Here is a 19,726-nt window from a genome sequence, read left to right as displayed (position 1 = left end):
GCATCAGCGACGGTTGGTATTAGCTGCCCGAAACTCAGCCTCCTTCCGCAGAGACTCGTTCAGGTTCTTCTCCGGATAAACGAAGCGAATGCCGAATACCTTTTTCCCTGCTTCCGGTGCATAGTCGTTGAGCTCAAGGAAGTAGATCCTCTTTGAGGTCACCACGTTCATATTTGTGGAAACGTCCTTGGCTATCGGCTTGACGAAAAGGATGTTGCCCTTTTCGGACGGGGCAACCTGCCAACTGTCGGTGTCACCAAGCGAGATCGTCTCAAACTTCTCATCTTCGTCAAAGATGATCATCGTTGAGATGCCGTAGGTCGCAGATACCTTCACGACGTTGTTCGGCTGATAGACGACACTGGTCACACGCGCATCCAGACTGCCAGGGCGGGGCTGTTGCGCCGCATAGGCTTGGACCATCGTGAGAGCGGCGATCGACGCCGCCAGTGGCAAGCCATATTTCACTGCTGGCCTCCCGAGGTCACCGTTTCCTGATCACGGCGATAGTCATACACCTGGAAGCCCAACGGGTTTTCGAAGCGCCATTCGTTGCGCTCAGGCGTATCGGTGTAGCGATAGCGAACGATCGAGATGAAGTGGCGCGTGATGACGTCTGAATCAGAGCGCTCATGCGTCGAGAACCGGACGAGCGCCGTTGTCGTGTTGGGGAAGGTGACAGACTTTATGTCGACGGTGATCGACTTGTTTTTGCCGAGCCGGCGAGCTGGATTATCAGGGTTCGCGGCACTCCATTGGGCCTGGAGGTCGCGTGCTGCGTCGCCGGTGGAGAGCAAAGCTGCAATTCCAAAGTTCTGCTCGATGGCAAAAGGATCATAGCCCTCGCGGGATCGAATGTAACGGACGACGTTCGCCTGAGTTACCGCCTGCTGATCGGTGATGTTCGATGTTCGGGTCAGCCCTGTCTTGACCTCAATATAGCCAGTGTTCTTGTCGACCTCGACAATGTACGGCTCGAAGCTCTTGAGGGGCACGAGCATCACCAATGCGGAGAGCGACAGGATCGTGATGCCGCCGAAGATCAGCGTAATCAGCCAAGCGAACGCCTTGGACCGTTTGGCCTTTTTGACGATCTCTTGTTCCCAACGGTCTCCATCCTGAAAATAGCTCCGGAGAGCATCGTTATTCTCTGCCATGTATCCTAGCCCTTAATTCCCGCCACCAGCTGCCTAGTTGGGCAGACTGTTGTTGGTAATTCTGTTTTGCATCGCTTCTGCTGCACCGGCGTTTTGGATGTTTTCCCTCATGCCGGCATGGGTTCTGGCGCGTGCGGCCATTCCTAATTCTCCAGCCCTCCCGGCTACAGAACGTGTCGCGGTCAAAGCTCGTGCTGGCAGCGCAACACCGGTAGCGTAGCCAACCGATCGAGCGATCTGCCCAACGCCCGTTGCGACGCCCCCGGTGATTCCCTGGGCGAGAGTTTGAATGTTGAAGAGGACAAAAGCGCCAGCCGCACAGATCAGGACGAAAGCCGAGATATCGTCTAGCTGGATCTCGTTCGCGGATGCTGCCGCTGCGACCTTCTGCAGTTCAGCGTCCATGGTCGTGATGAGAAAGGCGGCGACGACGTAAACGAAGAGCGGAATGATCGCGTACGTCAAAACCTGCTGGAACCAAGCCATCCCGTACTGGCGTGTGGAATCAAACAATAAGCAGGCGATAAAGATCGGTGCAGTGCCAAGCAGCACCCACATCATCACTTTTGCAAGCACGAGGATGGCAAGCGCAACGGCAATGAACAGCCCAACTGCCAGCATGATCAGGAACCCTACGAGGCCCGGTAGAATGGCGAAGTAGCCTGACTGCTCCGCGAATGCTGCTGCTGCCTCATTCGCCGTCTCCCAAATCATGGAGAGGCCGTCTGTCGGCTCAGTTATCCCGGTACTGCTAGCCGTCAGGAGCGCTCGCCCCACGTCTTCCGGCGTGTTGTTCAGCCAGTCGTAAAAGAAGAGTTGGAAGTTGCCCCACTGATCAATGAAGGCGACAATAAGCATCATCCGCACGACCCGGCCGACGATCTCGCCGACGCTCACTCGCGCGGTCCCCATGACGAGTTGAAGTCCGTAATAGGCGACGTAGGCAATAAGCATGATCGTCAGCAAGGGCATGATCTCGTCGCCAACGACCTCATAAGCCCGTTGGGAGAAATTCCGCCCTGCATCTTCAAGAGCCTCAAGCAGGCCGCCTAGAAAGTTCATGGGGTCATTGCTCTCCGCTTGCAGCGAAAGCGTCGATCGCCGCCAGCGCTTCCGATGGGTTGCCATTCACGCTGGTCATTGGGCCACATTCCTGTCGCGGATCCTCGGCGTAGGATGTGAGGTTTGCCGGCCTCTTGCATGGTGCAGTCTTCTCTTTCGGAGCACCGGCGCAGCCAGTTACTCCGGCAGCAACCAGAACGGAGAGGAGCACAAAACCTTTCACTCGAAATGTCTTAGTCACCGTAGGTCAGCGCCTTCTTGGTATTGGAGATGTCGACAAGGCGGCGCTGGTTTTGGGCCTGCAGGGAGCCGACCGCTCCGTTCATCACGCCAATCATTTCGTTGATCGTCAGGCCGGTTTGAACCTGCAGCTGCGTGTTCTGATCAATGGACCCTTTGATGTCTTGGGCTTGGCCGATCTGCTGACCTGCCTGCTGGAATGCCTGTGTTCGCGACTGAACGGCCTGTTGCGAGCCGGTGACTAGGGCAGCAACTCCAAGGACGGTCTTCATCATCTCTTCGTAGGACTTGTCGCCGGAGAACGTGCTGTCCGCCTTGCCAGACAAGTTCTTTACCAGCTGAAGACCGTTGATGAAGGTGGTGGCAATCTGGCCGATGTCACCGCCCATGCTGCCGAAGTTGGGGACTCCGCCCTGCATGAGGCTGTCGAGTGACGGCATCTGAGAAACGCTGAACCCTTGACCAACGGCGAGGTTCTGCATGGGATTTGAAACGCTCCCGCGATCCCCCGTGACGGCTTTAAGCGTCTCTTCTACCGTCGTCAGAACTTGCCTGTTCGTATCCAGGATCTGATCGGTCGTCTGAGAGGTTTCCGTTGCAATCTTCAGGTTGGCGCTGTCGATCACGGGAACCTGTGCATGCGCGGTAGACGCCATCGCTAGCGAAAACGCAGTCAGAAATGCTCTTTTCATGGCCGTTCTCCTTGTCATTCGGCGCTCAACATCAGCTTCATGTCAGCCTCTGGTTCGAGTTTTCGAACGCAGGCCTGTTCCTCCGGATTCCACTCAAGCTGCAGTTCCTTGTCGCAGAGGTCAGCTACCTCGCGATCGTCTTCCTTCTCGTCTCGCTTGTAGTCGCTGGACCGCGAAGACCCCGAGAGCCCGCCCAGATCGAGTGCATTTTGAGAATTCATAAGCTCGGTAAACGTTGTTCCGAGGCGGATGACCTGGTTCATCATCTCGAGGTTCGCATTGCGTGCGCCGGAATTGTGGTCCCAGCTGTCTTGGATCGTGCCGCTTTCCATCTGGCCGAGTTGCTGAAGCCATGACGCGACGTTCCCGCTGTTTTCGGTAATCGACTGGCTGGTTGCCATTGAGTTGATCGTTGCGTCTCTCGCACCTGAAAAGCCCGACGTACCTCCGCCGAAGTTTTCGGGGATGTTCGACACATCGGAGCCTCCAAACTGAGGCATCCACTTGCCTTTGATCGCGGCTACATAGCCCTGCGTCTCCTTGAACGGAGGAATGCCGCCATACTTGCGGACGTTGCCTGGTCCCGCGTTGTACGCGGCAAGCGCAAGGTTGGTATTGCCGTTGAAGGTGCGGAGCTGCTGCTTCAGGTAGCGTGCGCCGCCGCGAAGGTTATGCTCGATATCGTGAGGATTCACGCCAAGATCCCTGGCTGTGCCCGGCATCAGCTGTGACAAGCCCATGGCGCCGACAGGCGACTTTGCGCAGGGATTGAACCGGCTCTCCTGGTAGACGAGAGACATGAAGAGGGTTTCGTCTACCCCTTCCTCACGCGCCACTCGCTTCACGAGCCCGACAATCTCCGGATTGGCTTGTGCTGCCGAGGGGGCGTCACCTCCGCGCCCCGGCCGGTACATCGAGCAGGTGACGCTCTTGCTCACGGAGTGCCGGCGACTGTCCGTTTCCTCGATCTGCTTCGTCGTTTCATTGCGCGCTGCATCTGTTGAAGTGAGGGCGCCATCAGTAACAGGAACCTGAGAGGAGGCGGGGGGCGCTGTTCCCCAAGCCAAGGCTGCAACCAGCAGCGTTAGAGTCCGACTGTCCCTCATTCGGCCTTCTCCCATCCGCAGAATTTCGCCAACCAGTTTTCGGGTTCGTCTCCGTACTGCTCGCGAAGTGCCGCGCACTCCTCGATCGTCTCCTTGCGTCCTGAAAGCACCTTCACGAGATCCGGCATTGTCGACAGATCGAGACGCGCAATGACAGAGTCGTTGCCATGCTTAATCAGGAAGGTTCTCTTTTCAGGAGGCGTGTTCTTGATGAACTTGAACTCCTTCACCGTCAGGCCGAAGCGCTTGATGTAGCTCTCTTCGTCAGCCCGTGGGTTCGGGAAGTGGATGTTGGTCGCCGATTGCTCAATGAGCGTGTGCGACGCTTTGGATTTGGTAATGTCAGCGGCCGACTGCGTACCAAAGCCCACGATGCCGTTGAGCTTTCGGATCGTCTTCATCTTGTCGACGATGAAGGCGCTGAAAGTGTCATCCATCAGAAGCTGCCAGCCTTCATCCATGAAGAACATGACGGGGTTACCGTCCAGCAGCTCGTCCAGCCGATGGTAAAGATACATCAGCGCAGGGGTTCTTAGCTCCTCGTTTCCGAGGATGTTGGTCATATCAAAGCCAAAGACGCTGTGACCCGAGAAGGACAGGACGTCATGGGGCGCGTTGAACAGCCAGGCTCTTTCGCCTTCGATCCAAGGGCGAAGCCGCGAGTATAGATCGTTGGCATCGGCCTTGGACCGCCCCATCAAGAGGCCGGCAAGATTCGGGAGGTTCCGCTGAGCTGCCGGCTCCTGCATGATCCGGACGATTGCCTTTTCCAGCGTGTCCTCGTCCTCTTGCGTGAAGTCGGTGCGACGATCGCCGCGCAGCATGGCCTTGAGCAGACGGACCAGAAATTCCCGGTTCTCGCCGGTGTTTTCCAGTTGCAGCGGGTTAAAGCCCGTGGGTGTTCCTGGAGACAGAACCTCGTAGGCTCCGCCAATCGCCCTGACGAAGATCTCAGCCCCCCGGTCCTTGTCGAAGAACACGGCGCGAGGCGTGGGTGAAACCCGCATCGCCTGAGCCAGCAGGAAGGTCAAACCTACGGTTTTGCCGGATCCTGTCGGACCAGTCACCGTGAAGTGCCCGATATCGCGACGGTGGAAGTTGAACCAGTAGGGGGTTTGTGAGGTCGTTTCCAGAATGGTGATCGGCAGGCCCCAATGGGTGCGATCCGCCTGTCCAGTCGCGAAATTATGCATCGAGGAAAGGCCGGAGAAGTTGGCGCTCGACAGCATGGCGATGCGGGAGATGTAGGAGCGGTTTCCCGGCAGCTGCGCCCAGAACGCCGCTTCAAGATTAAGATCCTCCCGGAGCCAGTTGATGTTCATGTCGGTGAGGCAAGCACCAAGTTCCGACACGCAACGGCTCAATCCGTCGAGGTCCCGCGAAATGCACAGAAGCGAAAAATGATGGAAGCCGAATACAGCCTCCTGATTGAGGAGGCTGTTCAATGCATAGTCGATGTCGGATTCGACCGAGCTACCCGCTTCGTCGGAGGCCTTGATTTGGCGTTGAAGGCGGCTGATCCGCTCTTGTGCGATCGGCTTGTCTGCAAGGGTGAAAGACTGGGTCAGGATGAACTCGTGGTTCACCTGCAGCAACCCATCCAACATGCCGGGACCAGTGAATGGAGGATATTCTTTGATCGAGAGTAGAGCGGCATAGCGGCTATCTTCTTCCACCGCCGCTTGTGCCTGCATCGTCCGCTTTGAAAAGTGAAGCCGTGAAGTGCCGACGTAGTTGCGGATTCCCATGCGCGGAAGCCGCATCTTTCGCGGCACACCGCAGGTCAGGATCGTGTTGAAGAACTCGCAGGGCTCCGAATACGGATCGCCCTTAGCCTCTTCCCCATCGATGTCCTTCTTCGCGGTATCGTCCGATTTCTTGCGATGCGTGATGCCAAGCGGCTTTGCGCCGTACTTGTGCAACTCTTTCACGATGTTCCCAACCAGCTCTTCAAGGTCGGTCACGTCCTCACGGGTCGCTTGGGCCCTGGCCTCCTTGTTCGAGCGTTCAAAGATCCGCTTTAGCGAGTCGCCGAGGCCAAGCGCCCCTTTCATGCCCGAACGCACGATCGTCAGGTAGATTTCGTTCGTGAACATCCGCTTCTTGCGAAGTTGGTCCATATAGCGATCGTTCAGGATCTCGCAGAAAGAGGAATCGAACGAACCGCCGATTTCGGTCTCGACCTCACGACGGATTACGGTCGACCACAGAGAATAGCGGCTCGAACCTAGAGCTCGGATCATGGTGTTCTGCACAACAGAACGCATGTTCAATTCGGCCTGGTCCTCCGTCTGGAAGAACAGTCCATCGAGCTTGATGACGCTGATCAGGGTTCCATTCTCGAGCCCGATGACCGTGTCAGACACATGCCGCATGTAGGGGATGTGAACGGACATAGGCCGCTCGTTGCCGGCGACCTTCCCAAACCCAAGCTCTTCCTTGACGACTTTCAGCATCACTATGGTCCGTATGAGTTGGTGCCCCAAAAGCGCTTGTTGGGGGTCCTTGGCGTCTTGCGGGACGTGACCTGCAGGACGTCGAGAATCTTGCTGTCCCAGGCACAAAGCGAGAAAAGGACAAGGTAGGCGGCTGGCGCGATCAGCAGTGCCGCCAGATGGTTCGTCACCAGCCACCCAATGATTGTCACGCCGATGATCAGGACGATCGCCATGTAGGGCACGCCCCATAGCGTCGGAGAACGGGTCAAGCCGATCACCAACGGCGTCAAAGCTGGCTTCTCGTCCTGAAAATCGCTCATCAGCCGCCGCCTACCGACGAAATCATCTGGTCAACGATGGCAGGGGCGCCGAACACGAGACCGATGCCTATGACGACGGCTCCGGCCGTGAACCACGAAAGCCTGCCGGCAAAGGCAAGGAAGCCGAGGCCAATCACGGCGATGATTGCCATCAGACGTCCAAAGGGGCCGGTGATGAAGTCAACGATCATCTGCACGGCTGTCTGAAGGGGGGCGAATGCACCGCCGCCGCCACCGCTAGCCTGTGCAAGCGCTTGATCAGCGCCAGCAACTTGCAGGGCTGCCACCAAGCCAACGACGGCTACTGCCTTCAATGCCCCGGAATGCCGGGAAACGACGTTCTTCATAGTTCTCTCCTTAAAAATGCATCACGCCGCCGACGAACTTGCCGGTCTTCTCCACAGCGATGACTCCGGCATCGCTGGTGTTCTTTGCCGCCATGTCTCGGACGATCCCGCTCGCCTTCCGCTTGCCGGTTGGCATCGGTAGGCCAAGCTGGAAATTCACGACCTTTGCGACATAGCCGACGGTTTCTTGGAATGGCGGAACGCCGCCATATTCGTAGATGCGACCCTCCCCGCTGTTGTAAGCGGCTGCGACCAGAAGCGGGTTCTGAAACTCATCGAGCAGGAAGCGCAGGTACTTCATCCCGCCCTCGATGTTTTGAGCGGGATCGCAAATGTCCTGAACACCGAAGCGAGCCGCCGTTTCGGGGATAAGCTGCATCGGACCGCGTGCGCCTTTCGGTGAATTGCGGATCTCATCGAAGCGGCTTTCGGCCCAGGCAATCGCAACCGCGAAGCCCTCATCGACGCTGTATCGGCGCGCAGTGGATGCAACCAGAACTTTAATCTCGTCAGGTGATAGGGGCGGCGGCCCGCACTCTTCAACGGGAGTTCCTGCCGCTAGATTTTCGGGGGTATCACTAGATGTCGTATCTAGAGTGGGAGTTTGGACAGGCTCTATGCGGCCGGTGGCGCGCTCCGAGACATCAAAATATGCGCTGACAGACGCATCAATGTGATGCCATTTGGTGCCCGCGTCTTTCGACGCCGTTGCGCCCAATACTTCAGCTCCGCCCTTCGTGACAACACCGTTTGCACCAAGGACAAATTCCTTCTCTGATGTCTCGACACCGCTCCAGCGATCTTCGAAGTTCGTGACCAGAGATTCCTCGTTGATTGTCACAGAACCGTTGTAATCGCTGGAAATACGCCCTGTTGTGGCTAGGTCTTGTGACGCAGCAGTATTGGCCGCGAGCAGCACGGATAATGCTGTGCTAGTCAGGGTTCGCGGGCCTAGATACCCTGCATAGACAGTGTTTTTATCCATTGCACCCGCCCGTCAAACGGTGTTGTGATCGCCACGAAAACCGACTAGAGTTAATGCACGCATGATACCGATTTGATGCACTCTTACAAGTTTTCTGATCGGTGTTAAACCCTATTTTGCAGGGTCAACAATCGCACTACGGATGGTTAGGGCTAGAATATGAAACAGGCCATCATTCCCGCGCTTCTAAGTTGCGCATTGGCAACACAAGCGCTTGCCGCTCCTGCGGTGAACAAGGACTACATCAGGTCACTTGCGGCGCCGGGCAAGACGGTTCTTGTCGTCGAGTATTACGACGGGACCGGCAAAGTCGCTGATCGCAAGGGTTACGCCACGGCCAATGGCTTCAAGGCTATTTCGGCGACTGAGTTTCGCGTCGATGAATCGACAACGTTGCATCTGTATGGCGTTCAGCCCTGCAACGGCGATCTGGTCAATCGCGCGGAGGACTATTCCGGGACTTGCGAGGAGTTTGGTACGCAGCAGCTCCAAGCGATGCTGCAAAGCCCCAAGGTGCTGTTCTGCAGGGCGTTCATCAGCGAGCAGGCCGCCCCAGTCCAGGATGTCACTTGCTACGGCTACTATAACTATCCCGGCGCAATGGACACGGTTGATAATCTTGAGGAGCAGCTTCTGTCGTTGGGAGCGGTTCGCCTGACTAAGAAAGCCGACGGTTCATTTGAGCGTCCCGATCTCACAGAAGCTCAGGAAATCGGCCAGAAGGGTTCCTACGGCATGTGGGCAGATCCTCGGGTGAAGGCGCAATGAAGCTTGCTGCTGCACTCGTCGCGACCCTGTTGCCGTTCGCGGCCAATGCCGCACCTGAAGGGTATTTCGATCTTGCGCCCGGCATCACTCTGGAAACGGGCGATACCTGGATCTCGAACGGAGACAGGTTTCGTCTCTATGGCATCCAGTCCTGCTTGCGCGGCACTACCTACACGGATGGTCAGGGCAACAGACAAGATTGCGGCGAGGCATCGCTTGCGATGTTGGCTGCCTACATCAAGGACACTAAACCGATCTGTGCCCCCGTGGCGAAGCTTAACGGCATCTCATATGTCGTTTGTTACGCCACGGTTGGCAGTCAAAGGCTCGACCTCGCGCAGATCATGGTGACAAGCGGCTATGCATTCGCCGCCTTGAAGACCGATGGTCTCCCTTATCATGCCCCCTACGCCATAGCCGAGCAGCTTGCTCAGCAAAAGAAGGCCGGCCTTTGGCAATTCTCCGACGTTCAGCATCCTTCCATCCTGCTTAGTCGTGAGGCGAACCAGCGATCGAGGAGCGCCCAGCCATGAGAAGCCGCCTTTTCCTTTTTATCGCCGCAAGCTCTTTGGCCCAGCCGGCGTTTGCCGCCGATCCGATCTATCAGAACTGGCACGCCCTACGCGGTCAGGCTGCGCCTCCCGTTGCTGCCGCTGTTCGGTTGCCGACGTTCAAAGGCCCGGTAACCGTTCTTGACGGCCGCACGCTATGGTTCGGCACGCTTGGCAATGGCTATAAAGTGAGGTTGGCTGGCATCGACACCTGTGAGCTTCCTCAATGGGCTTTGAACCCAAAGTGGACCAACCGGGACAAGCAACCGGCCCCTACCCCCGTTCCATGCGGTCCCTTCGCCAAGGCCTGGCTGAAAAGGACTGTCGGAAACAGACCCACGACTTGCGTCGGTCTGGCCTACGCGAACGATGGGATACCTGTCGCACAATGCACGACTGACGGTGTGGATCTCGCCGCCGAAATGCTGCGCGTCGGTTGGGCTCGTCTCGATTCCCCTTACCTTAACTCCCAATATTACGCTTATCAGACCAACGCGATGGCCGCCCGGTATGGGATGTGGGGAACCTACGTGTTGGACATGAACGAATGGCGCCGGAAAGCCGTCGACAAGACGCTAGATCGGCATCCGATCGCCGACTTCAATCTATTGGCCGAGAGGAAAAGCGAGATCTCTCCTCCTTTTGCTGATGCGCGAAACAAGCCGAAGAGGACAGACCGATAGTTGCCAGACCTCGCACATATTGCGACCTCTCTCGCAACGGATCCCTTGGCTGGCTTGCTGCTTGCCATCTCCCTCTCGATCGCCCTCATAATCCCGGCGCAGAGACTCTGGTGGATCCACGCGCTACTAGCGGCCTTCCTTCTCATCCTGTCGCTGGCTTTCCACGACAAGCGTCACTTGTCCTTCGACAGCTACCTGGTCGGGCTCCTAGCCTTCGCCGCGGTTTCTCGGGACATTCCCAATCAGCCACTGCTCTATCGCATCGGCATTTCCTGGTTTGCGTGCTTCGCACTGATCTCGGCCGTCATCTCCGCTGCAGGCGAACGCATCAAGCACAGGACTCCGCTCGAAAGGTCTCTTTCCGAGCCGGCAATTTCAGCAGCATTGTTCAAGAGGGACACCTGATATGAAACCAGTGTTTTTTGCCACAGCCGGTCTCGCGGCTCTTGCCATCTCTCCAGCATCTGCCAAGGCCGAGGATGCCTCATGGGGTTGCCAGATCCTCTTGTGCGCAGCCTCACAAAGCCCGTCATGGCATGGCGTCCCCTACTGCGTTCCCCCGATGAAAAGGCTCATATCAGCTATGGCGAAGCCCGGCTTCTCCTGGCCGATCTGCCATGAAGCAAAAGCCGGAAAACCGGGCTATGAACCTTACGAGGAATGCCCTGCCGGCATGACCGCCGTTTCCTCCCGCACCGATGGGGATCGGCCGCTCTTGGGCCGTGACGACAAGGATCAGTGCACGAAGACCGTCAACCAGTGCAGCAACCGTGCCGCCTTCCGTACCCAATTTGGTGACGCCCGAGAAAACGAGCGCAAGGGTGTCACGATCCGGCAGATCAACCAGAACAACGACAATGATGTTTTCAACCGAGACAATGGCTGCATGGTGCAGATCACTCAGCCCCGCCCTCGCCGCGCGGAACCTTATTATTTCGACATTCCAAACGACAAGGGCGTCAAGCAGCGCGCTTGGTTCAACCTGAATGACTGAGTGGACGACATGAACAGCAACATTCTCATCGTAGCAGCCGCAGGTATCGGCGTTCTCGCCGGTGCTGGAGGCACTTATCTCATCATGCCGGAGCCAGAGCCGGTTGTTCGGCCCCCTACTGATGCGGAGATCGCGGCCCTTATCGCAGCCAATCCCTCCCTAATTCCCGAACCTCCCGCCCCTGTGCTTGAAATACCGACAGAAGAGGAAGCCCTAGCCGCATACCGCAAGGCTTATGCCCGCAATCCTCTGAGGACTGGTCGCGGTGACGCCGATGTAACCCTTGCCTTGGGAGAGTGTGACGAGAACGCCAGCGGTCCAGGCGTATCATGCGTTGCGGCCATCAAGAGGAATCCAAACGCAGCTCCTCTCGATCGTGTCATTGGATTTGCCAAGTCTGCATCCGGCAAGTGGGTTGCCACCAACTTCTGATCTCAGGGCCAGATGCCCGTTGATCATCAATGCCCCGATAGTGAGATGGAGCCTGAAAGAAGAAGCTCCATTTCCTCAGGGTTTAGTCTCCCCTTGCAGGCAATTAGATACCCCGATACGTAAAGTAGCTTCTGATCTCTCTCATCCTGATCTGACGGCGCGTGCCTGATGATTTCCATACGTGCATTCGCTCCCTGATCCATGTCAGCGCCGCCCTCGCCGTTGACGGCTGCCAGGTACACGGCCCGGTGACGTTCGACCTTCACGGACAATGGCTCGTTGGGTTGCAGATCAAGCTTTTCTGTCATCTTTCCCTCTCCACAAGCGCAAGCGATCACTCCTTGACCTCCCGAAATCGAAGGGAAGGCAGGAGCCCCGCTCCTGCTCCCGAGCTCGTGCGGAACAGCTGGAGAGAGGGGGACAAGCGCTAAACCGGAGGGGGATCACGCACCCGGAGGGCCGAGACGGATTTCATGAAAATGCGGCCGGTGCTGCAGGCCACAGGCCGAAGCATGGGGATACCGGTTTGGTGCTTGTGGGGGAGAGAGGGCAGAGCGCCTTTCTCCCCCCCCCTCAGTGAGTTGCATTAGGGCGCCGATCGTCAACACCGCAGCCAACAATAGACCCTGACGGGAGGGCGGACCGTTTTCCTCGTCGATTGAAAATTTTCTCGCGGATGGTGGTGTGGATAGAAAGGCGTCTTGTGCCATCAAATCAAAGCGGCTTAGATAAATCGATAACCCGGGCCGGAAACTCCAATCCTCAAGCGCCCGAAACGTCTCAAATAATTCGACGACGGACACGGCTATGCCCAGGATGTCCGGGATACATTCATCGGCGCTGGATAGGGGAAATTGAATTGTACGTGCCACCATGGACGATTTTCGCTGGACTCGGGGCGTTCGATCGTCGTGAGCTCTGCAATCTCATCGCCAGCTTCGAGGCAACGACCCTGCTCTCTATGTCTGTGGATCGAGTATCTGACATGGTTGCCCGATTCCAGAAAAACGCACGGGATACAGATACGAACGCATTCGCCCGCCGCCTGGGTGAGGCCGCTGACGCTTTGTTTCTTTCCACTTCGTCGGATCGAGCGCTTCGCGTCCGACTATGGACGAGAATCGCTGATGCCCTCGGTCTCGACACGGTCCTCCCATTATCCACTAGGAAGGCTAGCGCGATTGGCGCGGGTGCGGCTATTAAGACAGCGGCGATCATGGCCCTGCCTGTCGCAGACGATACAGAAATCGGCCAACAACCCACTCTCCACCGAGCGTGGAAAGTCTTCAAGGCGATCCGAGGCCGACGGCATAAGGATTTCTCGGCTCTCGTCACTGGCCAGGCGGAGACGGTTGCAAGGGCGCTTGCCGAGGCGGCAAAGTCTGGCGAGATGTCCGAGGGACTGCAAAGCGCACTCGACGAGCGCATCCGCGATTACATCAGGAGCCTACCACCAGAGCTTCGTGATGAAGCAATGCAGAAGGCCCTCACATCGGCGGACAAGGCGACACTTGCTCTGCTGGCGACAGGCACAACTGCGTTTTCCATTGGTGTCGGCGTGAATCTGGCGGGCTTCAGCGCCTACATCCTCGCCGCTCAGGCGTCGGCATTCATCCCTTTTGTGAGCGGGCATGCAGTCGTTTCGACGCTATTCATGCTCGCAAACCCGCTGTTCAGCATCCCCGCCGTCGCGGGCATCGGATATCTCGCCAACCGCCATGTGACCGGCGGGCAGGCCGCAAAGCTGGCGGCGGTCGTCGCGATCCAGTTGGCACTGCGCGGCCTTTCATCCGAGCGGGAAGGGCTCGCAACTGCCCTCAATGATTTCAGGACAGTGACAGCAGCCGACTTGGTTTCGCTTCCGTCCACTCTAGCGACGGCGGCTCTGTCGCGAAACCAAGCAGTGGCGAAGGCAATGGGTGGAGGCCTGCCCAATGCTTTTGGCGACCTCATGGTTTGCCATTTTGCGGCAGACCGTCGCGGCATCTTCCTCGACGGTGTTCTGTCCAGAAGTAAGGGTGACGTAGCGGAAGTCGCCACCGTTGCCGCTCTATCCGCTGGCGACATCATCTACAACGCCGCTTCTATTGATCCGATGGTAATTTCAGCCTCTGACTTCTCCCGCACGGAAGATATCGGGACAATCTTCCAGTTCGGAGCTTTTGCCGATCGTGTCAGCTCCATGTCGGCGACAGCGGCTTCAGGAGCTGAAAACAATCTCAGGGGATACGTGTCGGAGCAGATTGTCGCGTCTCGCCTCGTCGAAAGCGGTCACGTCGTCTCGTTTCCCGAGGCAGCGAATAATCCTGGGTTCGATCTCCTCGTGGACGGTATGCCGTTTCAGGTGAAATGCCTGCTGAATGTGGATGGACTGCGGAGGCACTTTGAGAAATACCCTGACGTGCCAGTCTATGCCAATGCCGAACTTGCCGAGGCCGTCATGGAGATCGGCGCTCCTTGGGCGAAATTGGTTTTCTACGTGGATGGGTTCGACCGCGAAATCGCCGACCTGATCATGACGACCTCGATGGAAGCCGGAGAGGCTCTTGGCGATTTGAACGTCCCGTATTTCGCCGTCGCTGCGTCATCGGCCCGAAACCTCTATCGCGTCTGGCGCGGTCGTGTGCCGATGTCCGACCTTCCGCTTTCAGTTGCAATGGATGCGTCCGTTAAAGGCGGACTATCCGCGATCGGCGGCCTGTCGGGGAAGTTCATCGGTCTCGTGGCTTTCGGGCCTGCCGGGGCGCTTGTGCTTGGCGGCGTCGGTGGAGTCGGTGCCTTGGCGGGCGTTGGCTGGGCTCGTGAACAGGCAAGTAGGCTTCTATCGTCGGAATGGCTTGCAGACCTCGATACTTCGGCGGAGCGCTTTCGTAATGTGATGCTGACGGCGATCCAGACAAAGATCGAGATGCTCGAAGGCAAACGCTCCCAAGTCGCTGATACAGTCCCTACGGTTAGATGCTGGCTTGATGCCCGTTTCGCTGATGACATCGTATTCCTTCGGGAAATCGCATATGATCTCGAGATCGTCCTGCCACATCTTCGCCAGCCAGAGCGCGCGCGGGCGTACCTCGCCGCCATGGATGCCGCCAAAGTTCACCCTCTCGCCATCCAGGCCGAGTTGGATGACCTGTTGGTGGCAATGTCATCCGAGCCGTCCAAGACGAAATCCGCTGGGAAGAAAGCGGAACAGGCGTGGACTTCGATAAAGGCGAAGCTACCCTTCGGCGCTTAGAAGTCATGAAAGATTCTATAGACGCTCTCGGTCGAAAGTTATCTAGCCGCTTGCCCAAGTGAATTCCGCTAATGACCCAATGCCGGCGTTCACGTTCCGGACTGAGCTCCATGAGAACGATCGGTTCTTACTCAGTCTCTGGAGAGATCCGACTATGACGTTCACGCCCTGGTGGTCTCCCATTTGACAACATAGAGCGCTGCTTGCTGGATTATTGCGACTCCACTTGATGCTTATCAAGCGACAAACGTCCTTTTGCGGTTACCGTGCCGGCTATGGAGGACAAGATGACCTGCTCCCCTGGAATGTCCTCGGTTTGAGGTTAGTCTGTTGTCCGGATGACGTGCTCCCCGATTTTGGGCCACCGGGAGCTGGAATTTTCCGGGGTTATGGCTCAGGTCAGCGGTGGTGCCGATGAGCCCTTCATTAGCGAAATCGGCACCTTGTTGCCGATGGCGCTGTGTGGCCGGAATTCGTTATAGTCTCTGCGCCAATCCTCCATTTTTACCCGCGCGTCGTCAAGGTTCATGAACCAGTGGGCATTCAGGCACTCCGCCCTGAACTTGCCGTTGAAGCTTTCGATGAAGCTGTTGTCCGTCGGCTTGCCAGGCCGGGAAAAGTCGAGCACAACGCCTTTGTGATAGGCCCACAGATCGAGATCGCGAGAGATGAACTCGCTGCCGTTATCGACACGAATGACCGCCGGATAGCCAATCTGGCGGCATGTGCGTTCCAGGGTCTGGACGACATCTTCCCCCTTATAGCTGAACCGTGCATCGACAACCGGCGAGAAGCGGGAGAAGGTATCGACGACCGTCAGGACCCTGATCTTGCGGCCGGTAGCCAACTGGTCATGCACAAAGTCCATGGCCCAGACATAGTTGGACCGGGTCGCTGCGGTCCGGTCTGACCGCAGCTTTGCCTTCACCCGCCGCTTTGGCACCTTGTTGCGCAGTTGAAGGTCCATCTCCTTGTAAAGACGATAGATTCGCTTCGGATTGACCGGCCATCCGTCACGCTTAAGCAGTATATGCACGCGCCGGTATCCATACCGGACACGTGTCTGGCAAATGTCTCTGATCCTCAGCTTCAATTCAGCCTGCTCGCCGCGTTTCGACTTGTAGACATAGAGTGACCGGTCGATATTGAGGACCGCACAGGCCCGGCGGGTGGATATCTTCCAGTCGGATCGGACCTTGTCGACGAGTGAACGCTTGCGGGCAGGCTTCAGAGCTTTTTTGACAGAACATCCTGTAGCATAGCTTTATCCAGCGAAAGGTCGGCGACGATCCGCTTCAGCTTGGCGTTCTCCTCCTCAAGCTGACGCAACCGCTTCATCTCGGACGGCATCAGGCCCGCATACTTCTTGCGCCAATTGTAGAACGTCGCATCGGAAATGCCAGCCTTTCGACAGACCTCCCCGATCGGCGTGCCGTCCTCCGCCTGCTTCAAAACAAACGCGATCTGCGCCTCGCTAAACTTCGATGCCTTCATCGGAATTCTCCTCTCTCCCCGCAGGGATGATAAATGGAAAATTCCAGTTCCAAATGGCCCAATTTATTGGGAGCACGTCAGGACAGGCGAAGAGACGGCAGAGGCACATGAGGCGCTGCAGGCCTACTGTCGTTCCTTGCGGAAGCTCGTTGGGCTTCTCTGTGAGCAGGTAGAATAGGTGTAGATGAAACATCGAGAAGAATTGAAGGCCGTTCTGCCACGATTGTACTGATTTTATGCAAAATTAAAATTCAGATCAAAAATTTATATAAGAAAAGATTCTAAATCGTGTCATGAATTGTAATTTACATTTCATGATTATGATTAAAATATATTCGAATTAATGATCTTTTCTCACATTTTGTATATAGTTACATTCTATAAAATGCATAGGCTTTGATGTAATAATTAATTAAATAATTAATGCTAAATTTGGCTTTGAAGAAATCTAACGCTGGAACCGAGCATGAAACGACCTTCACTTCGCATGGCTCTGATCGGAATGCTTGGCTTTATCGCCCTGGCTGTCGCAGCTCTTTCTATTACGAGTGTTTCAAGCATCTCTTCCATGCGGTCTGAAACCGCTGATATTGGCGATTACTGGATGGAGCGTTTGCTCACCGCTCGCGACATCAAGGGTGAGTTTGCGAATATCCGGCTCGCTCTGGCTCGACACGCCATGGTGACTGACAAGGCCGGGCTAGATGCAGAGCAGCAAACTTTGAGAGGCTTTGAGGCAGCACTCCGTGATGCAATGGCACGCTATGAGGCGAAGGTCCGGACAGAAACGGGTCGCAAGCTTATCAATGATCTCAAGCCACTTGTTGCGGGATACGATAACGCAGCAAAGTGGTATGTCGATCAAGTCGCGGCAGGAAATATTCCGAAAGCGATCGAGTATTTCAAGGTCGAAATGAAGCCACGCGCCGACGCGGTAAACGCAAAGATCAACGAACTGGTCGATGCGATCATTGCAAATTCCAAAAGTGTCGTTACCGATGCCGAAAGCGCTGCAGGCAATTCATTCGCGACCGTCATCTCACTTTCGATCGCAACTTTGACGATCTGCTCCGCCGGCATGTATTTCGCTGTTGTCGGCATCGCGCGGCCCATCAATGCGATAACCGAGGCCATGCGCCGTCTGGCCGGCGGTGATGACCAGAGCAGAATTCCGTTCGAGGGCCGCTCGGACGAGGTCGGAGCCATGGCTTCTGCTGTTGAAGTCTTCCGGCAGAATTCGCTGTCCAACAAGCGGCTCGAACAGGAAGCGTTGGCCAATCGCTCGGAGGCCGAAAAGCAGCGTGAGGCGGAACAACAGCGCACTGCCCGTGAGGCTGAACAGCTTCGTATCGCAAGCTCCGCCCTCGGCGCGGGTCTGAAACGGCTTGCCGGTGGCGACCTTGCCTGTCGCATCCAGACGCAGTTTGCGCCGGAATACGAGCCTCTGCGCCAGGATTTCAACGCGACTGTCGAACAACTCAGCCAGACGGTCAGCGCGGTTATCACTGCGGTTGGCAACATGGATTCCGGAACACGCGAAATAGCCTCCGGTGCGAATGATCTGTCCAAACGCACTGAGCAGCAGGCAGCAGCCCTTGAGGAAACAGCCGCGGCGCTCGATCAGATCACGGCAAACGTTTCCAGCTCCTCCAAAATGACTGAGGAAGCAAGATCGGTGGCCCAGGCTGCAACGCACAGTGCCACGCAGTCAGCAAATGTCGTGGCTCATGCCGAAGAAGCAATGCAGCGTATCGAAAGCAGCTCACAGCAGATCTCCAACATCATCGGGGTCATTGACGAGATTGCATTCCAGACGAACCTGCTGGCACTCAACGCAGGTGTCGAGGCGGCACGTGCCGGGGAGGCCGGAAAGGGTTTCGCGGTTGTCGCGCAGGAAGTTCGTGAACTTGCCCAACGCTCAGCTCAGGCCGCCAAGGAGATCAAGGGCCTCATCCAGAATTCGACCGGCGAAGTTGAAGGCGGCGTAAAGCTTGTCCGCCAGACTGGCGAAGCGCTCAAGACGATCGGTGATCACATCACTCGGATCAACAGCTTTATGGAGTCGATTGCGACCTCGTCGCGTGAACAGTCCACAGGACTGACCGAGGTCAATGTTGCGGTCAACCAGATGGATCAAACGACGCAGCAGAACGCAGCAATGGTCGAGCAATCAACAGCTGCAGCCGCTTCACTTTCGCAGGAAGCAGGCAAACTGCGGGAACTGGTTTCCATGTTCCAACTGGAGGCCTCTGCGGTTTCGCATTCCTCTGCCTTGCGACAGGTCGCACAGACAATGGCCCAGCCTGCGCCGGCGTCCGCCCCAGCACGGCCGCGCGTCGCCCGCGCACTCCCTCAAACGCAAGGCAATCTGGCACATAAGGCCGATGACTGGCAGGAGTTCTGAGGATTAAGCCTAGGAGCTGATTGAAATGGCCCGACATGACTCGGGCCAATTTTCTAAAATATCTAATGTAGTTTGGGACCGCCGGCTCTCTGATACCGCCTGATGAAATTAATCCTCAGCTCAGAAGACCCAAGACCCTTAGGAAACCATTTGAGGGTCTCCGGACTTGGTCAGCGCCTCTTCAATTAAATGACGTTACAGCCTTTCAATGCTTAGACTAAAAAAGAGCCGTAAACACGAGTGATCCGGCCGTGATTGCCAGATAGTAGCAGGCAAAACAGGCAGCCACCAGGACCACCATCGCCAGCAGGATCATAAGTCCGTCCTGTTCAGCCAGCGAAATGGCGATGAGGACAATCGAGATTGCGGGGAGGGTGTTCCCAAACGGTATCGGCAGTGCGATCAGCAAGGCGAGAAGCAGGACGGGGATCGCCAGAAGAACCCGCGCGCCTCGCCCCGTCAAGCGTGCGAGCCTTCCTGGCTGAAGCATGGCTTCGATTCTGAGGATCGTCGGTCTCGTACCGTTGACCGCCGCCGCGACCACCTTTATCGGCAACATTCGTCGTCCGACGAATTCGGGAAGCCAGAGGTTCTGACGTCCGAACAGCATTTGCACTGCGACGAAAGCCAGACAGGTGCCAAAAACCGGCCCTAATGGGTTGGGTATCGGTACAACAGCGGGAATTGCAAGCATCAGCAAGGCAATCGCCACGCCAAGACGTCCCTCCCGCAACAAGATCGTTCTTATATGCAGACCGTCGTTGCGCTTTGCGGTCTCAAGCAATTCCAGGAGATAGTCCGATCCCTTCATTGCTATA

20 protein-coding genes and 1 pseudogene are annotated in these 19,726 nt (G+C 56.7%); 8 read left to right on the top strand and 13 right to left on the bottom strand.

The features are described 5' to 3' along the window. Nucleotides 1–12: 12 nt before the first annotated feature. The 10 genes and pseudogenes from FNA46_RS08950 to FNA46_RS08905 form a co-directional block, all read right to left on the bottom strand. Nucleotides 13–423: pseudogene (locus FNA46_RS08950) on the bottom strand (TrbG/VirB9 family P-type conjugative transfer protein); the annotation flags it as partial. A gap of 41 nt (nucleotides 424–464) precedes the next feature. Further along, nucleotides 465–1,157: a VirB8 family type IV secretion system protein gene (locus tag FNA46_RS08945; RefSeq protein WP_037093755.1), complete on the bottom strand. Its 693-nt coding sequence runs from the start codon at nucleotides 1,155–1,157 to the stop codon at nucleotides 465–467. Nucleotides 1,158–1,190: 33 nt separating this feature from the next. Further along, nucleotides 1,191–2,219 (bottom strand): TrbL/VirB6 family protein, encoded by a 1,029-nt coding sequence (locus FNA46_RS08940; RefSeq protein WP_037093751.1) that lies wholly within the window; start codon nucleotides 2,217–2,219, stop codon nucleotides 1,191–1,193. A gap of 4 nt (nucleotides 2,220–2,223) precedes the next feature. After that, entirely contained in the window at nucleotides 2,224–2,460 is a 237-nt protein-coding gene (locus FNA46_RS26365) for a hypothetical protein (protein WP_037093750.1), read from the bottom strand. Then, the gene (locus tag FNA46_RS08930; protein WP_143124846.1) at nucleotides 2,453–3,151 is read right to left on the bottom strand and encodes a type IV secretion system protein; all 699 of its coding nucleotides are present in this window, start codon (nucleotides 3,149–3,151) and stop codon (nucleotides 2,453–2,455) included. The genes FNA46_RS26365 and FNA46_RS08930 overlap by 8 nt, the downstream gene beginning before the upstream one ends. 14 nt (nucleotides 3,152–3,165) lie before the next feature. Then, nucleotides 3,166–4,257, bottom strand: a complete 1,092-nt coding sequence (locus FNA46_RS08925; RefSeq protein WP_143124845.1) for a lytic transglycosylase domain-containing protein — start codon at nucleotides 4,255–4,257, stop codon at nucleotides 3,166–3,168. Next, nucleotides 4,254–6,713, bottom strand: a complete 2,460-nt coding sequence (locus tag FNA46_RS08920) for a VirB4 family type IV secretion/conjugal transfer ATPase (RefSeq protein WP_143124844.1) — start codon at nucleotides 6,711–6,713, stop codon at nucleotides 4,254–4,256. The genes FNA46_RS08925 and FNA46_RS08920 overlap by 4 nt, the downstream gene beginning before the upstream one ends. A gap of 2 nt (nucleotides 6,714–6,715) precedes the next feature. After that, nucleotides 6,716–7,015 carry a VirB3 family type IV secretion system protein gene (locus tag FNA46_RS08915; protein WP_143124843.1) on the bottom strand — a complete coding sequence of 100 codons (300 nt, stop codon included), beginning with the start codon at nucleotides 7,013–7,015 and terminating at the stop codon, nucleotides 6,716–6,718. After that, nucleotides 7,015–7,362: a TrbC/VirB2 family type IV secretion system protein gene (locus FNA46_RS08910; RefSeq protein WP_143124842.1), complete on the bottom strand. Its 348-nt coding sequence runs from the start codon at nucleotides 7,360–7,362 to the stop codon at nucleotides 7,015–7,017. Before FNA46_RS08910 ends, FNA46_RS08915 begins: the two co-directional genes overlap by 1 nt. 10 nt (nucleotides 7,363–7,372) lie before the next feature. Continuing rightward, a complete protein-coding gene (locus FNA46_RS08905) occupies nucleotides 7,373–8,347 on the bottom strand; it encodes a lytic transglycosylase domain-containing protein (RefSeq protein ID WP_143124841.1) in 975 nt (324 codons plus the stop codon). Between the two features lie 159 nt (nucleotides 8,348–8,506). Between FNA46_RS08905 and FNA46_RS08900 the strand changes: the two genes are divergently transcribed. From FNA46_RS08900 to FNA46_RS08880, 6 genes are read left to right on the top strand one after another with little or no spacing between them, the layout of a single operon-like run. Beyond that, complete coding sequence (locus FNA46_RS08900) at nucleotides 8,507–9,115, top strand: hypothetical protein (protein ID WP_143124840.1); 609 nt, start codon at nucleotides 8,507–8,509, stop codon at nucleotides 9,113–9,115. Beyond that, entirely contained in the window at nucleotides 9,112–9,648 is a 537-nt protein-coding gene (locus FNA46_RS08895; RefSeq protein ID WP_143124839.1) for a thermonuclease family protein, read from the top strand. Before FNA46_RS08900 ends, FNA46_RS08895 begins: the two co-directional genes overlap by 4 nt. Continuing rightward, a complete protein-coding gene (locus FNA46_RS08890) occupies nucleotides 9,645–10,349 on the top strand; it encodes a thermonuclease family protein (RefSeq protein ID WP_143124838.1) in 705 nt (234 codons plus the stop codon). Before FNA46_RS08895 ends, FNA46_RS08890 begins: the two co-directional genes overlap by 4 nt. Nucleotides 10,350–10,403: 54 nt before the next feature. Next, complete coding sequence (locus FNA46_RS25985; protein WP_246102969.1) at nucleotides 10,404–10,754, top strand: hypothetical protein; 351 nt, start codon at nucleotides 10,404–10,406, stop codon at nucleotides 10,752–10,754. A gap of 1 nt (nucleotide 10,755) precedes the next feature. Then, nucleotides 10,756–11,343, top strand: coding sequence for a hypothetical protein (locus FNA46_RS25980; RefSeq protein ID WP_185969781.1), 588 nt, complete (start codon nucleotides 10,756–10,758; stop codon nucleotides 11,341–11,343). 9 nt (nucleotides 11,344–11,352) lie between these two features. Then, nucleotides 11,353–11,775 (top strand): hypothetical protein, encoded by a 423-nt coding sequence (locus FNA46_RS08880; RefSeq protein WP_143124837.1) that lies wholly within the window; start codon nucleotides 11,353–11,355, stop codon nucleotides 11,773–11,775. A 26-nt stretch (nucleotides 11,776–11,801) separates the two neighbouring features. Here FNA46_RS08880 and FNA46_RS08875 read toward each other — a convergent pair whose 3' ends face one another. After that, nucleotides 11,802–12,083, bottom strand: a complete 282-nt coding sequence (locus FNA46_RS08875; RefSeq protein WP_143124836.1) for a hypothetical protein — start codon at nucleotides 12,081–12,083, stop codon at nucleotides 11,802–11,804. 908 nt (nucleotides 12,084–12,991) lie between these two features. On the opposite strand from FNA46_RS08875, the gene FNA46_RS08870 reads away from it, so the two are divergent. Beyond that, a complete protein-coding gene (locus FNA46_RS08870) occupies nucleotides 12,992–15,010 on the top strand; it encodes a hypothetical protein (protein ID WP_246102967.1) in 2,019 nt (672 codons plus the stop codon). A gap of 394 nt (nucleotides 15,011–15,404) precedes the next feature. On the opposite strand, the gene FNA46_RS08865 is transcribed toward FNA46_RS08870, so the two are convergent. Further along, nucleotides 15,405–16,504 (bottom strand): IS3 family transposase gene (locus FNA46_RS08865; protein ID WP_143124834.1). Its coding sequence is split into 2 segments (ribosomal slippage): nucleotides 15,405–16,252 and nucleotides 16,252–16,504, totalling 1,101 coding nucleotides; the frame shifts between segments, so codons are not numbered across the junction. 466 nt (nucleotides 16,505–16,970) lie between these two features. Between FNA46_RS08865 and FNA46_RS08860 the strand changes: the two genes are divergently transcribed. After that, nucleotides 16,971–18,908, top strand: coding sequence for a methyl-accepting chemotaxis protein (locus tag FNA46_RS08860; protein ID WP_143124833.1), 1,938 nt, complete (start codon nucleotides 16,971–16,973; stop codon nucleotides 18,906–18,908). A gap of 217 nt (nucleotides 18,909–19,125) precedes the next feature. Here FNA46_RS08860 and FNA46_RS08855 read toward each other — a convergent pair whose 3' ends face one another. Further along, nucleotides 19,126–19,719, bottom strand: a complete 594-nt coding sequence (locus tag FNA46_RS08855) for an exopolysaccharide biosynthesis protein (RefSeq protein ID WP_185969780.1) — start codon at nucleotides 19,717–19,719, stop codon at nucleotides 19,126–19,128. Nucleotides 19,720–19,726: the final 7 nt, after the last annotated feature.

Origin of the sequence: Affinirhizobium straminoryzae (genome assembly GCF_007004135.1) — a bacterium.
In the GTDB taxonomy this organism is placed as follows: domain Bacteria; phylum Pseudomonadota; class Alphaproteobacteria; order Rhizobiales; family Rhizobiaceae; genus Neorhizobium; species Neorhizobium straminoryzae.
This window is presented reverse-complemented; position numbering and strand designations above follow the sequence as displayed.

Excerpts from the sequence above, each read along its gene's own strand:
- FNA46_RS08855 (WP_185969780.1), bottom strand. The coding sequence starts at position 19,719 with ATGAAGGGATCGGACTATCTCCTGGAATTGCTTGAGACCGCAAAGCGC.
- FNA46_RS08890 (WP_143124838.1), top strand. The coding sequence starts at position 9,645 with ATGAGAAGCCGCCTTTTCCTTTTTATCGCCGCAAGCTCTTTGGCCCAG.
- FNA46_RS08895 (WP_143124839.1), top strand. The coding sequence starts at position 9,112 with ATGAAGCTTGCTGCTGCACTCGTCGCGACCCTGTTGCCGTTCGCGGCC.
- FNA46_RS08915 (WP_143124843.1), bottom strand. The coding sequence starts at position 7,015 with ATGAGCGATTTTCAGGACGAGAAGCCAGCTTTGACGCCGTTGGTGATC.
- FNA46_RS08925 (WP_143124845.1), bottom strand. The coding sequence starts at position 4,257 with ATGAGGGACAGTCGGACTCTAACGCTGCTGGTTGCAGCCTTGGCTTGG.
- FNA46_RS08940 (WP_037093751.1), bottom strand. The coding sequence starts at position 2,219 with ATGAACTTTCTAGGCGGCCTGCTTGAGGCTCTTGAAGATGCAGGGCGG.
- FNA46_RS08870 (WP_246102967.1), top strand. The coding sequence starts at position 12,992 with ATGGCCCTGCCTGTCGCAGACGATACAGAAATCGGCCAACAACCCACT.
- FNA46_RS08945 (WP_037093755.1), bottom strand. The coding sequence starts at position 1,157 with ATGGCAGAGAATAACGATGCTCTCCGGAGCTATTTTCAGGATGGAGAC.
- FNA46_RS25980 (WP_185969781.1), top strand. The coding sequence starts at position 10,756 with ATGAAACCAGTGTTTTTTGCCACAGCCGGTCTCGCGGCTCTTGCCATC.
- FNA46_RS08905 (WP_143124841.1), bottom strand. The coding sequence starts at position 8,347 with ATGGATAAAAACACTGTCTATGCAGGGTATCTAGGCCCGCGAACCCTG.
- FNA46_RS08910 (WP_143124842.1), bottom strand. The coding sequence starts at position 7,362 with ATGAAGAACGTCGTTTCCCGGCATTCCGGGGCATTGAAGGCAGTAGCC.
- FNA46_RS08880 (WP_143124837.1), top strand. The coding sequence starts at position 11,353 with ATGAACAGCAACATTCTCATCGTAGCAGCCGCAGGTATCGGCGTTCTC.
- FNA46_RS08875 (WP_143124836.1), bottom strand. The coding sequence starts at position 12,083 with ATGACAGAAAAGCTTGATCTGCAACCCAACGAGCCATTGTCCGTGAAG.
- FNA46_RS08920 (WP_143124844.1), bottom strand. The coding sequence starts at position 6,713 with ATGCTGAAAGTCGTCAAGGAAGAGCTTGGGTTTGGGAAGGTCGCCGGC.
- FNA46_RS08900 (WP_143124840.1), top strand. The coding sequence starts at position 8,507 with ATGAAACAGGCCATCATTCCCGCGCTTCTAAGTTGCGCATTGGCAACA.
- FNA46_RS08930 (WP_143124846.1), bottom strand. The coding sequence starts at position 3,151 with ATGAAAAGAGCATTTCTGACTGCGTTTTCGCTAGCGATGGCGTCTACC.
- FNA46_RS08860 (WP_143124833.1), top strand. The coding sequence starts at position 16,971 with ATGAAACGACCTTCACTTCGCATGGCTCTGATCGGAATGCTTGGCTTT.